This window comes from Falsihalocynthiibacter sp. S25ZX9 (assembly GCF_041205405.1).
GTDB lineage: Bacteria > Pseudomonadota > Alphaproteobacteria > Rhodobacterales > Rhodobacteraceae > Falsihalocynthiibacter > Falsihalocynthiibacter arcticus.
Genome location: NZ_JBGFCD010000005.1, coordinates 223,093 through 239,263 on the forward strand (window position 1 = coordinate 223,093; position 16,171 = coordinate 239,263).

The window sequence follows — 16,171 nt, forward strand, 5'->3', positions numbered from 1 at the left end:
GCGCCCCCTAACGCGCGTAACGCGCCGCAGTCAGCCCCTCCATGGAAATCTCGGGCGTTTTCCCTAGGACCACATCAGCTACGGCACGACTTGAGCCACAGGCCATCGTCCACCCCAAAGTGCCATGGCCAGTATTCAGGAACAAATTATCGTATTGGGTTGGCCCAAGAACCGGTGTGCCATCTGGTGTCATAGGGCGCAGACCTGTCCATCCTTCGGCACGCGAAATATCGCCACCTTTGGGGAACAAATCACCGATGACGTGTTTCACCGTATCGGTGGCGTGTGGCCCAAGGCGGTTGGAATACCCCGCAATCTCGGCCTGCCCTGCCACGCGAATGCGGTCGCCCAAACGGGTGATCGCGACCTTGTGGGTTTCATCCATGATCGTGGATTGGGGAGCAAAGGCATCATCGGTGACAGGGAGCGTGACGGAATACCCCTTGACCGGATAGACGGGCAGCTTGATTCCAATCGGATTTAGTACATTCACAGCATAGCTGCCCATGGCACAGACATAAGCGTCGCCCGTGATGCGCCCCGCAATTTCTGTATCCACACCAGCGATTTTGCCGTCTTCAACGGCGATGGATTTGATCGCCTGACCATATTGAAACTCTACCCCCATTTCGATGCATTTCTCCGTCAGCGCAATTGTGAACATGCGGCAATCGCCAGTGCGGTCGGCCGTCAGGCGCAGGCCACCGACGAATTTGTTGCGCACCTCTGCCAGAGCAGGCTCAACCTCGATACAGGCGTCGCGGCCAAGCACCTCATAGGGCGATCCGTATTCCGCCAGAATATCCTGATCGGCCTTGGATCCCTTCATCTGTTTGGCAGTCCGAAACAGCTGCAAGGTACCCTGCGCGCGGCCATCGTATTCGACGCCTGTTTCCGCAATCAGATCGGGCATAACATCGCGCGAATAGCTAGAGACACGCACCATACGCCCCTTGTTTATGCGATAGCTTTCCTCGTTGCAATTGCCGACCATCTGCACGCACCATTTCCACATGGTCGGGCTGATCAATGGCCAGATGAACAGCGGGCGGCGCTTCATAAACATCCATTTGACGGCTTTCATCGGAATGCCAGGAGCGGCCCAAGGCGAAGTCATACCATAGCTTAGCTGGCCCGCGTTGGCATAGCTGGTCTCCAGCCCCGGACCTGTCTGACGATCAATCACCACGACCTCGGCACCTTGTTTGGCCAGATAATACGCAGTGGTAACGCCGATGACGCCCGCGCCCATAACAACAACCTTCATAGCAAACCCTTTCGTTGGCAGCGTCGGCTGTTTCCAGCGCCGTATCTGCTGTTACCTTGTGTGTAGATGCGCAGCCTTCTCGTTAGGGATGCGCATCGGCATATTATACTCATGTAATGGTCAGGTAATTGGTACGAACCACTCAAGGCGCCTTACCCTCAATACGCAATGTTTAATTTATCGCCGCAGGTTGCTCGACCGTGATAATCGTCAACATACGGCGCTGATTATCTCGGGTATCCCAATAAAAGCTTGCGCCTTCTGCCAGTCCCAATAGGGCGACACCGATTGGCGTCATCACCGAGACCCGAAGCTGTGCGATATCGGCGTTTTCCGGATATACCAGCGTCACCGTTTTTTCTTGGCCCGTCATTTCGTCGCGATACCTCACGGTACTGCCCATGGTCACGACATTTTTAGGCACCTTTGCGGGAGCCACAATGCGCGCGCGGGAAAGCTCTTCGAGCATGCGGTCAGCCAATGCCGGATTACGCTTCATTATGCCGTCAGCGAGGCCTTCCAAATGCGCAAGCTCTTCTGCATTAATGATGACTCTTGGGTTAGCTTTGGTCGCTCTTTTTAGGGGTTGGACGGTGAGTGACATAAGGGATACTCCTTTTGTAAATTATGTGATGGCCTAGGCCGAATGTGTGACGACGATCACCAAATCAGAGAAATAGACATCGGCTAAAGGCCGCGTGTTCATCAACTTATTCGCCAGGACATAGGCAGTTGCGAACTCAAGCGCATGGCACGTGCGCAATCTTCAAGGTGCGCTTGTCGTTTCTGATAATCCGCCTCGGGCAAAGGAGACGGAATATTCCGGAGGGCCCGCAAAATAGAGTGGCATTGATTACTGGACTGTTCGGCTTGGACGAGACTTTTCATACCACCTCCTCGGGCGAGATTTCGCCGCGTTCACGTTTTAGGAATGTGAGGAGACCCCGGAAGGTATGGAAGGTGCGAACGCACCTTGACCGCCCGGGGTTACGGGCGGTTCAGCAGTAGAAATCGATAATGATCTGCGTGTTCCAACATGCCTCTATAGCTATGTATCGACGCCTCAATAGTCAATCCTGACGGGAAAATATTGGCGTCTTAAGCGTCTTGTTACCCAAATGGCCCAGAAGCAAACATGCCTGCTTAAAAAGATAATCTCCGCCCCCATCCGTCTTGAAGCGCTCGGTCAGGCCCCCCACATTAGAGTAATGATGTATAACGTTGATATGAGGTTCCTGCTTTTTGCAGGTAAACAACCGAACCGCTGATAACCCCGAGGGGGGCGCGCCATTTGTGCCGCTTTCCGCCTCGGGGTTCATACAGATCACTTTGATCTTATTTCGAAGACGCCCGTCTTTGCACAGTCCAATTTCAAATCGCGAATAACCGTTGTCTGAAATTTGGGTGCGGCAAAATTCGGCGTCATGGCTTCAGCAACCTTATACTTGGAGGATGACATGCATCCCTATATATTGAACCGGAATCACTTAACACATCGTATGAACGCAGCGGTCGTACACCCTCACAGGGCACCCGTTCGGGGCGGGGTCTTGCGGCGTTGGTTGCGTTCGGCCATCCGAAGCTGGAAGCGGCGCAAAATGATCGCGGTATTGCAGGCAATGGATGACCGCCTGCTCAGAGATATCGGCATTTTCCGCTACGACATTGAGCGCGTCGTTGATGGCATTGAAGAACGTGAACTCGGCATAGTTCCATTTGCGCCAAAGCAAATCGCGCGTGTGGAAGATCAAAACACTTTGCGGCAAGCTGCGTAATGAGAAGCAGACCAAAAAGGGCGCGCCCTTGTACTTAAAGGACGCACCCCATCCGAACGAAAATGAAAGAGAAAATCAACCTGAAAGGGACAAACCAATGATGATTTGTAAAGCTGACTTTGAAGAGCTCTTCCCACATTTATTTGAACCCAAAAACCATTTCGCAATAGAGACATCGTCCTCGACGCGCGAGGTTCCTATCGACCGTTGGAAAGACGATGGAGGTACTGTGCAACAAATTCGAACGAGGCACGACAAGGACAATGACACGGCCCATTAGTCCGCATCGAACTGGCGCCACGCTAGGCGAGCAACCTTACGACTTTGCATCAAAGGAACTCGCTGCGATCGGCTAAGTGAGGCCTTTGAAAACAGATGCGTGGACGGTGGGCAGCCTTCACATCCGACGAGAGCGAAAGATGGATTTTCTCGGCGCAAATCTTTTCTCTTAGACACAAGGAAACGGCCACAATTTAAAGTAGGATAGGTATGTAGGGCGGCCGTGCACATTGTCAGGAGGCGATCATTTTCTGCAGTGCGTATCGATCAATCTTGGAGGCGTGTCGTTTGTCCATCGGCATCTTGGCGACCCGTACAACTCGATCAATATCGAACTCTGTGGCCCGTTTTTGCCAAATCGTTTCATGGCGCGGATCCCCCTCAATCACGAGGTAGCTTTCGTTTTCCATGGACATGAGCGCGCATTGGTTCACGCCGTCCCATTGGCGCACCGCGACCTCAACCGAGAATGGAAAAGTCGCGCGGCCCGCTAGGAAAACTTGCGAGCCCATCCGCCCCAAGAGCCAAAGACGCCCCTGTTCATCCAAATACCCCGCGTCTCCGGTGCGATGCCAGATGGTATCTCCTTCTTGAACCTTGTTTTCCACATTTTGGCGGGGGTCTAGGTAGCCACTGTTGACGTGGGCGCCTGCGACTTGAATCTCATAATCTCTTATGCGCAGGCGAATGTCCTCTACGGGACGCCCCACCAGAAGTCCGCGTCCCTTGGCCATCGCAGAACGATCATCGGAGGAGATGTCGGCGGCGTCAAGATGAGCGATGGGCTCCGCTTCGGTCGAACCATAAACGCAGACAATTTTCAGATCGGGTTTCGACGTAGTCAGACGATCCAGAGCATCGGGAAAGACGGGCCCACCCCCCGTAAAGACAGTGTGTAGCGAATCCGTAATACTCGCCTTGGTCAGTTTTTCGCAAAGCGACGGCGGCAGCAGGGCTCGCGTTATGTTTTGGCTTGTGATCCAAGCGACAAGTTGCTCTGGAGTCAGTTGATCAAGGTGGGACATTTTCCAATTGGGCAAAATGGACGTCCGCCCACTTGCTATATTGATCAGCACAAAAACAGGAAACGCAACGAGATCACGCTCCACCTGAGCGCTTTGCAGCAAAGGGGCGATGGCCCGATGTTGCGCTGACAAAAACGCGTGGCTGCGGGGAATAGCTTTTGGCGCGCCCGTGGTTCCTGACGTAAATGAGATGAGCGCGATATCCGAGTCATCGGGCGTGTGGAGGTCGAAATCCGCCCCCTTGATACCATGTGGCCTTAGATGACGCCGCGCCCATAATGCGGGTATGACCCATTTCAAAAGCCCATACAGTCCAGAGCTGCAAAATGCGCTGATATTTGTGGCGCGTGCCGCATGGCGCAATCCGGCGAGACCCATCGCAGGTTCGGGCAAAACCGCCGTCGCCCCAAGGACCCAAAGAGCGGCAAGTGCGGCGTAGAGGTCGGCGTCAACCGACATCGCCAACAGGACTTTATCGCCCCGACGAATCCCGCGTGCATGCCATGCGCGCGCAAAACCGTCGGCGCGCTCCTTGAGTTGAGCGAATGTTACTTCGCGCCCTTTGCCGTCTATGATTGCAATCCTGTCAGGATGTTTGGCAACCGCAGCGGCAAAATCATCAAGGAGGTTAGTCATCCAACTTCAGCCCAAACAAACCATAGCGTCGAAAGATATCCGCCCCTTCAGTAGCGCTGCGCAATGCAGACAAGTTGTCATCGTGGATCAAGGCATGGATAGCGCTGCTGTATCCGGCCTTCTTCGCCGCAGTGTGAAAAGCATAAGCCAGATGTTGGCCCGCGCCTTTCGATAGGCTGGCATAGGTCTTGAGAATAGCGCTGGTTGGGTTTGGCCCTTCTGCATAATTCGGGGTGCCAAATAGGAACCCAGCCAAAGATTGATCCGGCCTGCGGGCAAAGAAGATTAGTTCTTGTTTCAACAAGGGTACGATGGGCATATACATCGCCATGAACGCCTCGTGGGTTATGGGTTTATAGAACGCGTTTTTCGCAAAAGCTTGGGTAGACAGGGCAAAAACCTGCTCAAACAATCCTTCGGGATTTTTGCCGTTCCAAGCTTCAATCGTGAAGTTTTCAGTTGCTGGCGGGGGCGTTTGTGCCGTTTGCGCAAGGGGCACGCGGGCCGAAAAATAACTGCTGATTTCTGTGAAACCCGTCGCTTGAAACACCTCAAGCACCAGAGGTTGCGCTGCGGGTTCTAGCAAAAACGCGGGACTGTCATCTGATTGCGTGACAGCGCGATAACTATGCCACGTATCGCGCTCCATTGGTCCCAAAACCCGCCGCGGCCCATTGGCGCGAATATAGGCCAAGGCTTGCGCAAGAACCTCCACCCCTGCGTCAACGGATGTGCAACTAAACCCGCCAACCGTGGCGGCGGGGACACCCTCCCAACGCGGTCCGTCCAAATAGGCTGTGATCTTTGCGCCCTCGGTTTTGAAGGTCTGTTGCGTCATGTCTTTGCTCCTAAAATCCGGTGGATATCACGTAGTATGGCAGCGGGATAAGCAGCGCCAAAAATGTCAGTTTCACCACGCGGTGCGTTGCAAATACGCGCGACAAGATCATTGGGCCAAGGGCTGTGAGGGCGACACAGATGAACACTGCGGGCCACATCGGACCGTTCCAATTTGCGCTATCTGGGTTCAATCGCACAACGCCTTCGCGGATGGCGAGCAGGGCCAATGCAAGGCCGAGCACCATCGGATAGCGAACCACGGGCCGACTGGCCGAGGCTGCAATCGCGCAAAACCCCATCAACATGCCCATCGCTGCAATTCCATAAAACGATATCGCTGTTGGCCCCGTGGCCTTGCCTAGGGTCAAAAATCCTAGACTGACCAGCACCAATGCGGCAACCACATCGAGGTCTGGAAACTTGCTATCGCAGGGCGCGACACTGCGGCTCCAGATATGCGCGACGAGCACGAGAATGGGAAAGATCGTGTTCTGGGGATCAGTCACCGCCAGCAATAAAAATATGGACGTCACATAGACGCGAACCGCATGTGCGTTCAGGCCAAATTTCGGGGCGACAATTTTGAAGGCTACGATGCTGAGCGCAAAAATCGCCGCGAGAAAGACGAGTTCCCCCAGCGTGCTCGTCCCGTGGGCCGTCAGGAAAATCAGCAAACCGACCGGTAGAAACAGATTGTCAAAACCCCGCCAACTGGCGGCTTCAACCAAGGTGCCAAATCCCGCGACCATCAAAGAGAGCACGATAATATTTGGCGGGGCAAAGGACGTCATCAGCATGAGGCAAATAACCGAAATCAGCAGAGTGACCGTAAAAAAAACCGCGCTGCCTTCGAGACTTTTCTCGCCTTCCTCAACACGGAAAAACTTGGTCCCATAGGTGCTTCCAGCCAAGGCCGCTGCGGCATCCGCGAGGGTTAGCACGGCAATAGGCAGGACATAAAGGTAGAGCTGATCTCCCGCCAAAAACAGGCAAACCCCGACCGAAATCGCTAGAAGAAAATCACCATAGGACTGTCTTTCAACGCTATGCAACGTCGCGCCCAATCGCGAATTTGGTAATCGAAGGAGGAGCATTACAACAAGTGTCAGCCCAACCAACAGATACACCGGCCAGCGATCAGGGAAGAGCCACGGCAGGGTGAGCGCGTAAATTCCAGTGCCAATGTGGACCAGTTTGCGCTGCACCTCAGAACCAATTTGCCACGTGCCCGCCAAATGCCGAACACCCGCCATCAACCCCATCAGCCCGACAACAGACCCAAGCGCCAGCGCTATTTGTAGGACGGGACTCACTCTTTGACTTCCTCAACGACGAAGTCCGAATAGAAGAACGCTTTGTCGATGGCCTTCCCCTCGCCCTCCACTTCGCGAAGGGTCGTCACGCTTGCCGCAAAGGCCGCAGGAACGCGGCGCGGGGCCATCATATTCCAATAAACCAACCGCGCTTTTGGGGCGGAGGCGCTCAAGATACTCTCATAGACTTTCGCGAAAATCTCAGGCGACATATACTCAAAAATATCCGAGAGGTTGAACCCATCAGCCTTTTCGCCGGTCGAGACAAATGCCTCAAGGGACCCTGGCCGAATTTCAATCCGGTCAAGCCGCGATTTAATCGTTTCAAAATGCTCCTCACGCCATGTCATCGGCAAGGCCGCGCCATGCGTACCCTTGATAATCCAATGCAGATAGGGGTTTTGTGCGGGGTCTGTGGCGACGGCAGCATGGTGAATCCGACGCGCCACATGTTGGGCGGGACTGCCTTCGACGTGCTCAAAAAACGCCTTATCACGCCCCATGCGCCCCATCACGAACCTTGAGAAAAACACATTCAGCAACAACCGCCAACGCCAAGTATTAAAACGGGTGTCATAGAACGCCTGACGATCCGCCGAAGTGCGCGACACGAAGATATCATCGAGGGTTTTCGCCGAATGAACCAGTGGCAGCAAGCGCGTGCGAAAAATGCGAAAATACCGTTCAAACTTGCCGACGCCACCTGCACCGACCTTCTCTACATCGTCCCGAAGGGCGGTCCAGAAAGCGCGGGTCTCCTCGTCGACACCGTTCAAAGCTTTGCTCAAAAGAACCTTGCGCCGTGTTGAGGGACGTGCACCCATAAGCTCTACAAATTCCGCATGGCTTAGGTTCTGAAATACGCCAATCCTCAGCTTGAGGCAGGCAATCTGTGCGGGAGACAGATCGACCACAACGATTTTCGCAGGGTCCAACGTTAACATCGCCAAGGCATTGTCGCCCGCCGAGCAGATCGACACCAGCATCTTGCCCGCGCAATCGCCCAACCCTTGGGTCAAGACATCCGCGTCCTCCCACAACTGGGCGTAACGAATGTGGTCAAATGCGGCTTTCGCCTCGATTTCAGAGGTCATCGTTGTGCCGCTCCACCTGTCCTGTTGCTCCGTCCACGGTGATCATCTCCCTATCATTTATCCACTGAGTTGCCCCCTTGAGGCCGACCACGCAAGGGATTCCAAGTTCGCGGGCCACAATCGCCGAATGCGACAGGAGGGAACCACGCTCAACCACAATAGCCGAGGCATTTGCGAACACCGCAATCCATCCCGGATCTGTATGGCGCGCAACCAAAACATCGCCAGAAGCAAGCACCTCAGTTCTGGGATCCCGGATAACGCGCGCCCTTGCGGTGACCCGTCCAGCCGAACAGCCCGTCGCCGTGCGCACCAAACTCGCGTCGTTTTCCATCACCGGATCGTTCCACGTTGGTGCAATTGCTGGGCCGCGCAATTCGATCCGTTCAGGAGGGTCTGCGCGTTTTGCAGAATGCGCATCCTCCGATTTACGTAACGCCACCAGTGATTTGAGGTCTGGCGACAGACCAAAACCCTCAACGGCGCCAAGCAATTCCTCTGTGGTCAAAAAGAACACATCGCGCGGTTCTTCCAACAGGTCCCGCGCCGTCAACTCACGGCCCAGAGCAACGAACACTCTGCGCGCATAGCCAAAGATACGAGTCCGTTCAAATCGCAGGTTTTCGCGGTCGCGCACACGGGCTTTGGTCCATGTGATCAGCCATTTCGCAAAGGCCCGTTTTACTGGATTCTTGAACAACGCTACCCAATCCGGTTCACGCACCGCGTGCTCTGCGACCGCACCGCGCGTGGCACTCGCTGCAATCGCCGCCAACAGGCTGCTTGGGTCTTCGCGCAAAGTAATGCTTTCCAGCTTCAATTCTTCGGTGCACCTGTCGGCGAACTTTTCCAGATAGGCCTCCAACTCTTGCTGAATTTTTGGGTGCGCCCTCAAGCCAGCAAGGCCCTGCGCCACCAACGTATCCGCCACACCTGCGGCCTTAACCATCTGCCCAATCCGCGCGATGCGTTTGGCTGGCTCTGCGGAGATGATATTGCCTTGACCGATCATCACATCATTATGCAAAAGCACTCCCTCGGGGCCGAGCCACTTTTCTATTAAATTGCGCGAACTCCCAAAGGCGATCATGCACAGGAAGTCGTTCACAAGCGGCGCGTCCCAGCGATCGAGCAAGGTGCTTTCGATCTTGCGGTATTCAGCGGCCAGCGCGGTCGGGCCAGCAGTTTGCAAATCAAAGCCACTGTATAATGCAGAATTCAACCTGCCATAAAAACGTCTGCGGGTACGGGGCAGCAAAACCGCCTGCCAGATCAAACCTAAACCCGCGCGGGTCATCTTGAAATACTCAGTTACGCGCGCCATTCCGCTAGCGGGACGAGGACCAATGGCATCCGTCACCTCCGACGGCATCGGGGTATCCACCCCCATCATCGTCTCCATATAGGCCCGATTCAGCGAGAACCCCGGCAAGAGGGCCAGCGCCCGATACCAATTGACAAGGTTGTAATAAACACGACCATCCACGCGCGCCAACATGTTGCTAAAGACCGCTGATTGCTCGGCAATGGTGGCGTCTGATACGCCTAGCAATGCAAGGAACGCGCGGTAAACGCGATCATAAACATGCACGGCAAAGGAATATGTCAGCGGACTGACCATGCCGGGATAGCTTTCAACGATGTTGGAATTATCAAATATCGTTAGCACAGTGTCGGGGTTCGCGAGCGGCAAAAGTGCCGTTGTGATGGGCCGCGATTGCAAAATATGCAAACCATCGGCATCAATCGCCCATTCGATATCCTGTGGAACACCGAAAGCTGCCTCGGACCGTCGCGCCAATTCGGCAATGTTTTTCGCTTGCGCTTCGGTTAAAACGGAGGGTGTTTCGGGGCCGATAATCGTCGCGCCAACGGTCCAGTCTTCGCCGTCTTCTTCGCCCGACACCAGCCGCTCCCCCAAACCCGCAATCGCAGAAATCACCACCTCATCCCGACGCCCTGTCACTGGATTGGCCGAAAACGCGACGCCCGCAGAAACCGCATCGATCATACGTTGCACAATCACGGCTGGCCCCTCAGCCTCGCCACCTGATTTGAGCGCGCGATAGGTTGCAACCGTTTGCGAAAATCCAGATTGCCAAACCTGTTGCGCCGCTTTCTCTACGTCGGCGTTAGCGACATTCAGAACCGTCTCAAACTGCCCCGCGTGGCTGTGATCTGCACCATCTTCCTGTTTGCCAGAACTGCGAACGGCGAACGGCCCCTCGCCCAGCTTGGCCATAGCCGCCACTAGTCCAGCAATCTTTTTTCCATCCTCAAAGGCCTCAGTGCGGATCACGAAAAATGCGGGCGGCGTAAACCCGAACCCCGCGAGTCGCGATAACGCAGCCGCCTTACCGCCAACCGCCTGCACGTCGCGCGCGTCTGCCTGAGATACAATAAACGACATTAAAAAACCCTCATCAAAATCGGTGCAAAACCGGCAATCGCGTAGCAAGAAAATACCCAGAGACCGGCCAGTGTATCCATCCGTTTTTCTGCCTTCTCCGTCGGAGACTTGGCATAAGCAACCGCACTGATCAGGCAGAGCGCCGCCCCAGAACCACCCAAAACAAAGCTGATCCAAAACACTCCTGTTAAGGCCCCAACGCCCAACAGCAAAGCAAATGAGGCTCCGACACAGGCCGTCCAAATAAGTACAGCTTTCGCAGGGCCCCACAGACCAGAATAGGTATCGACTCCCACGATTTCGCGTGCTGGCGCCCACAATTTGCGCCCTATTTCCAAAACGCATCCATTCACGAAGGACAATGCCAAAAACAAAACAAGCCCCAGCGCAGCCTTGCCATTTGGCATCCATTCTAAACTGGTCAGCAGGAGATCAATCAGCGGCATAATCGCCATGTGACTGAGCAAATAAAGGATCGGCCTCGCCTTGAGCCATGCAGGCATCCCAAATTCAACGGTCATCACGGCCAACCAAAACCAGACCAGTGACAGCAACCACAAAACAGGAGGATGCCACAGCCACGCCGCCAAAACGGTGATCGGCATTGAGGCCACGCCCAACCAGACAATCGTCTTTAGGGAAATTAATCCGCGCGGGATTGGGCGGTCAGGACGAAACCGCAGATCATCTTCCAGATCCTTGTATTCGTCGCAAACACGCATTTGAAAAAACAGCATCATCGCGATGAGAAAGCCGGCAACAAACGCGCCGACACCGGGCAAGGGACGTCCAGAAAGTTCGGCAGAAACGCAAATACTTGCAGCAGAAAAAACGGCAAGTAACGGCCCTGTCTTTGCAAGCGGAAACCGTTCTTTTTGATAGATCCAAAGGGCTATTAAACTCATCGATGCCGCGCCAAATTTTCATGCGCACGGGTGAAATGCCCTGCCGCAATCGCTGCAACAATCGAGATTTCGCCGCAAAGGCATGTCGCCGCCGCAACTTCAGCCAAGGCGGCGCCTTTGCCCAAACCTTTGAGGCCCAGAATGTTCAAACCCGCCGATTGGCTGGGCAAAGATGTGCCGCCACCGACCGATCCCACCAGAATATTGGGCATGGTAACACTGCAGAAAAGATCGCGGCCTCGGGCCTCCATCCGCGTGATCCCCATCGCGCTTTCTGCGACGCAGGCGGCATCCTGACCCGTTGCTATATAAAGCGCCGCCAGTCCGTTGGCGAAATGTGCCTGCGCACCCAATTGCCCCGACAGGTGCGACCCAAGGTTGGCAACTTGCCCATACGCAAGCATCGCCTCAACGTTCGTGCCCAATGTCTTTTCGACCACCTCAGCCTTTAGTATCACGGAAGCACTCACCTTTCGGCCACGCCCCGTCACCAAGCCCAGAAACGACGCCTTTTTGTCGCCCGAGAAATTGCCTTCGATGTACCAAGCCTTGATGTCAACGGGGCACCCCGCTTCGATTTTCTCACACAGCGCGTCGGTCGCAATTGTCACCATATTTTGGCCCGCCGCATCACCCGTCGTGTAACGGCAAATCAGGAAGACGATGTTGTTATCAATAACGGGTTCAAGCGACACCAATTTGCCATACTGTGTCGTTCCCTCGGCCGCCGCTTTCAGCCCCTCGATTTCAGTGACAACCCACTCAACGAACATGCCCGCATTCAGCAGGCTATCAAACACAAAAGCAGGCGTTCGGATGACCCCTTCGTACAAAAGCGCCGTGCTAATCCCCCCCGATTTTGTTGCCGCATAGGCCCCGCGCGCATAGGAGGCAACGAGCGCCGCTTCGGTCGTTGCCATCGGCACGTGATAGTCACCGTGCGCGTTCAATCCGTTAATACGCAGAGGACCAATGATGCCAACCGGCACTTTAACCGTTCCGATAAAATTCTCGATATTCGCACTAAATTGCTCGGGGGCCTCCATCGTGAGCGGATCAGCAAGCGCCGCGCGATCCTCTTCTGATGCGACCTCCAACAAGCGCGTCCAGTATCGCGCAACCGAGGCCGCTGTGGCCTTGCGAACGGGGCGCAACGTTGTAAACTCCGCATCACTGGGCAACATACGCTCTTGCAAGGGACCCATTTGAAACCGAGCCCGAATTTTTTTCAGCATATCTTTCACGTGAGATGGGATGGTCATTCGAGGTCTCCGGAATTACTTCTGCGATAATATTCGCACATCTAGTCCTAAATAAGTCAAATATGGAACGATTGCCAGATGAACCGCCCCCTTAAACATCGCTCGCAACTACCACACCATTGTTACATTCGGAAACTGGTTCAAACTATTGGCGCAAAACGGCTTTTGCATATCTCCGACCTCTATCCACTGCGCCGAGATCATCACTTTGGCGCGCCTGTCAAACTGTGTGTTAACCTACATTGAAAACAACCGCCTTGATCGCAAAATAGCGCAGACGAAAACCACCCAACGCCTATCAACTGCTGAACCCAGAGGCAAAACCGATTGTGCCCAAGCGAGAGCATAGCAAGTGGCTTAAATTTCTTGCTCTTCCGCCGCACGAAAGACGTTGTACGCCCCTGTGACTTTTTAATTTAGGTCAATACCGTTATGTCCACAGCGCGTTACACAACCCACACGTTATCGGTGCCAGAATCGAACGCCACTTTATCGATAGTGAATAGAAAACCCCGCATATTTTGTGTGTCCAATAGGGGTATGGCAACATGCGCAAATTACTCACTCAGTAGTACAATTTGCAAGCCGCTTTGAGGTGTAACGCCAACGCGGCCAAGGGAGTACATAAGCCCCAATGGACCATCCTTCGCACAAACCACTCCTAGAAGGAATTCAAGGTCGAGGTCGGCAAATGCAATCAATCGGCCTGTTTCGTTACGTATGTGGATGCCCCAACTGCGCCAAGCCAGTATCCTTTGACACCACCGCCTGCCCAAATCTGGCAGCTTAGCGCGACCAGCGCCCTAGGCCTTGTCCTAAGTACTGGAATCGGCTACGTTTCTTCACAATCTAACGCCGACCGACCGGCCCGCATCACGCTGGGTTTTTCTAACAAGGTCCATCGGATAGTCATGTAACGGCCCCGGCAATTGTTCTGGCGGGGAAAAAGATCACAACCATTCGGGGTTTCTGATGCTGAGCGACATTTCCGCAATTGATCTGGCACGAGCACAGTTTGCCTTCACCATTTCGGCCCATATCATCTTTCCAGCTTTCACCATCGGATTGGCAAGCTGGCTGGCAGTTCTAAATGGACTGTGGCTGTGGCGGCGCGACGCAGTTTATCTGCAGTTGTTCGAACGTTGGAAGACAATCTTCGCGGTGGTCTTTGGCATGGGCGTAGTCTCGGGTATCGTGATGTCCTACCAATTTGGCACCAACTGGTCGGTCTTTTCCGACAAGGCGGGGCCCGTTATTGGGCCGCTCATGGGATATGAGGTTTTGACGGCGTTCTTCCTTGAGGCTGGCTTCCTTGGCATCATGCTGTTTGGGCGTGAGAGGGTTGGCGAAAAGTTGCACATGATGGCCACGACGATTGTGGCGACTGGGACCGTGATGTCGGCCTTCTGGATCTTGGCCGTCAACAGCTGGATGCAGACCCCGCAAGGGCACGGTTTCAATGACGTCGGCCAGTTCATTCCCCTCGACTGGTGGGCCATTATTTTCAATCCGTCCTTCCCCTACCGGCTGGTGCATATGGTGTTGGCGGCGTACCTCACGACAGCCTTCGTAGTAGGTGGCGTGGGGGCATGGCACTTGCTAAAGTCCCCTACAAATCGTGGGGCACAGATCATGTTTTCCATGGCGATGTGGATGGCCCTGATTGTGACCCCAATCCAGATCATCGCGGGTGATCAGCACGGGCTTAACACGCTAAAATATCAACCCGCCAAGATTGCAGCCATTGAAGGCCATTACAAAGGGTACCCAGAGGGGCGCGCACCGTTGATCCTGTTCGGACTGCCTGATGATACGACGGGCAAGGTTCGCTACAAGGTGGAAGTCCCGCTTCTAGGCTCGCTGATCCTCACACATAACCTCGACGGCCCGCTTCAAGGGCTAAACGACTTCGCACCAGAAGATCGCCCAAAATCGGCGCTGATTTTCTGGACGTTCCGTATCATGGTCGCGACAGGTTTTGCGATGCTGGGTATTGGCCTCTGGGCGGCATGGGCACGCTGGCGCGGGCAATTGTATGATGCGCGCTGGCTCCAACGCTCCGCCGTATTGCTGGCGCCGTCGGGTTTTCTGGCAGTGCTTGCGGGCTGGATCACAACCGAAGTCGGACGCCAGCCCTTTACCGTCTATGGCCTCTTACGGACCAGCGACAGCGTGTCCCCCTTACAGGCGGAAGCCGTTGGCGCTTCGCTTATTGCCTTTATCGTGGTGTATTTCTTCGTTTTCGGGTCCGGAACGTTTTATGCGCTACGCCTGATGGGCCGTAGCTTTGAGGGCGAACTCAAAGCACAGGTCGACCGCACCGCATCTGATCCTGAAGGAACGCAACATGGTCATTGAACTTTCCTTTATCTGGGCTGGATTGATCGCCTTTGCGGTCTTGGCCTATGTGTTGCTTGACGGATTTGATCTGGGGATCGGCATCCTGTTTCCGTTTCTAAAAGATCGCGACGAACGTCATCTGGCAATGAACACCATCGCGCCGGTTTGGGATGGTAACGAGACATGGCTTGTGCTTGGTGGCGGCGGGTTATTAGCTGCGTTTCCGCTAGCCTATGCCATCGTGATGCCTGCCCTCTACCCCTTGATCATCACTATGCTTCTGGGCCTAATTTTTCGCGGTGTGGCGTTTGAATTCATTCACCGAACCAACCGGATGAAGGCGTTTTGGGAAATCGGCTTTTGCCTTGGGTCCCTGATCGCCGCTATCTCACAAGGCATGGCGCTTGGAGCCTTAGTACAGGGCATCACGATCGACGGGCGCGCCTATGGCGGTGGCAACTGGGACTGGCTCACGCCGTTTTCCGCGTTGACGGCGCTGGCACTCGTGGTGGGGTATGCAACGCTAGGCGCGACTTGGCTGATCCTCAAGACAGAAGGCGAAACACTGACCCGCGCGCGTCGCTTTGCATGGCCGCTTGGCATCGCTCTACTGGTTCTGATCGGTGTGGTCAGCATCGTCACGCCCTTCCTACGGCCGGAATATCTTGAACGCTGGTTTGGCTGGCCCTCAGGTGTCTACAGCGCAGTGGTGCCGGTCCTATTGGCCTGTGCCGCGTGGATGTTGTGGAGTGGATTGCGCGGCCGACACACCCTGCGCCCGTTCCTCGCAACTGTCGCGATATTCGTACTCACCTACATCGGCCTCGGGATCAGCTTTTACCCAAGTCTGGTGCCCCCATCACTAAGCATTATTGATGCCGCAGCACCGGATACGTCGCTACGCTTTCTGCTGATCGGCGCGTCGATACTAATTCCGATGATACTGGTCTATACTGCTTATTCCTATTGGGTTTTCCGAGGGAAAGTTCGCCCCGAAGACGGATATCATTGATGCGGCAATGGTT

The 16,171-nt window shown here is 54.7% G+C and carries 12 protein-coding genes; 3 read left to right on the top strand and 9 right to left on the bottom strand.

The window, feature by feature from the left end; genetic code table 11:
- Window positions 1-7: 7 nt before the first annotated feature.
- Complete coding sequence (locus AB9F29_RS08160; protein WP_335585987.1) at window positions 8-1,267, bottom strand: D-amino acid dehydrogenase; 1,260 nt, start codon at window positions 1,265-1,267, stop codon at window positions 8-10.
- A gap of 172 nt (window positions 1,268-1,439) precedes the next feature.
- Window positions 1,440-1,871, bottom strand: coding sequence for a nucleoside diphosphate kinase regulator (gene rnk / locus AB9F29_RS08165; protein ID WP_335585986.1), 432 nt, complete (start codon window positions 1,869-1,871; stop codon window positions 1,440-1,442).
- Between the two features lie 853 nt (window positions 1,872-2,724).
- Here rnk and AB9F29_RS08170 point away from each other — a divergent pair.
- Entirely contained in the window at window positions 2,725-3,042 is a 318-nt protein-coding gene (locus AB9F29_RS08170; RefSeq protein ID WP_369755268.1) for a DUF1127 domain-containing protein, read from the top strand.
- Between the two features lie 512 nt (window positions 3,043-3,554).
- Here AB9F29_RS08170 and AB9F29_RS08175 read toward each other — a convergent pair.
- From AB9F29_RS08175 to AB9F29_RS08205, 7 genes are read right to left on the bottom strand one after another with little or no spacing between them, the layout of a single operon-like run.
- On the bottom strand, window positions 3,555-4,982 hold the full coding sequence (locus AB9F29_RS08175; protein WP_369755269.1) for an AMP-binding protein: 1,428 nt from the start codon (window positions 4,980-4,982) through the stop codon (window positions 3,555-3,557).
- Entirely contained in the window at window positions 4,975-5,820 is an 846-nt protein-coding gene (locus AB9F29_RS08180; RefSeq protein ID WP_369755270.1) for a hypothetical protein, read from the bottom strand. Before AB9F29_RS08180 ends, AB9F29_RS08175 begins: the two co-directional genes overlap by 8 nt.
- Window positions 5,821-5,830: 10 nt before the next feature.
- Window positions 5,831-7,135 carry a diacylglycerol/polyprenol kinase family protein gene (locus AB9F29_RS08185; RefSeq protein WP_369755271.1) on the bottom strand — a complete coding sequence of 435 codons (1,305 nt, stop codon included), beginning with the start codon at window positions 7,133-7,135 and terminating at the stop codon, window positions 5,831-5,833.
- Window positions 7,132-8,229, bottom strand: coding sequence for a DUF3419 family protein (locus AB9F29_RS08190; protein WP_369755272.1), 1,098 nt, complete (start codon window positions 8,227-8,229; stop codon window positions 7,132-7,134). Before AB9F29_RS08190 ends, AB9F29_RS08185 begins: the two co-directional genes overlap by 4 nt.
- A complete protein-coding gene (locus AB9F29_RS08195; protein WP_369755273.1) occupies window positions 8,219-10,639 on the bottom strand; it encodes a PEP/pyruvate-binding domain-containing protein in 2,421 nt (806 codons plus the stop codon). Before AB9F29_RS08195 ends, AB9F29_RS08190 begins: the two co-directional genes overlap by 11 nt.
- A complete protein-coding gene (locus tag AB9F29_RS08200; RefSeq protein WP_369755274.1) occupies window positions 10,639-11,544 on the bottom strand; it encodes a UbiA family prenyltransferase in 906 nt (301 codons plus the stop codon). Before AB9F29_RS08200 ends, AB9F29_RS08195 begins: the two co-directional genes overlap by 1 nt.
- Window positions 11,541-12,806 (bottom strand): hydroxymethylglutaryl-CoA reductase, encoded by a 1,266-nt coding sequence (locus tag AB9F29_RS08205; protein WP_369755275.1) that lies wholly within the window; start codon window positions 12,804-12,806, stop codon window positions 11,541-11,543. Before AB9F29_RS08205 ends, AB9F29_RS08200 begins: the two co-directional genes overlap by 4 nt.
- A gap of 972 nt (window positions 12,807-13,778) precedes the next feature.
- Here AB9F29_RS08205 and AB9F29_RS08210 point away from each other — a divergent pair.
- Together AB9F29_RS08210 and cydB are read left to right on the top strand one after the other, a co-directional pair.
- Window positions 13,779-15,164, top strand: a complete 1,386-nt coding sequence (locus tag AB9F29_RS08210; RefSeq protein ID WP_369755276.1) for a cytochrome ubiquinol oxidase subunit I — start codon at window positions 13,779-13,781, stop codon at window positions 15,162-15,164.
- On the top strand, window positions 15,154-16,158 hold the full coding sequence (gene cydB / locus AB9F29_RS08215; RefSeq protein ID WP_369755277.1) for a cytochrome d ubiquinol oxidase subunit II: 1,005 nt from the start codon (window positions 15,154-15,156) through the stop codon (window positions 16,156-16,158). The genes AB9F29_RS08210 and cydB overlap by 11 nt, the downstream gene beginning before the upstream one ends.
- Window positions 16,159-16,171: the final 13 nt, after the last annotated feature.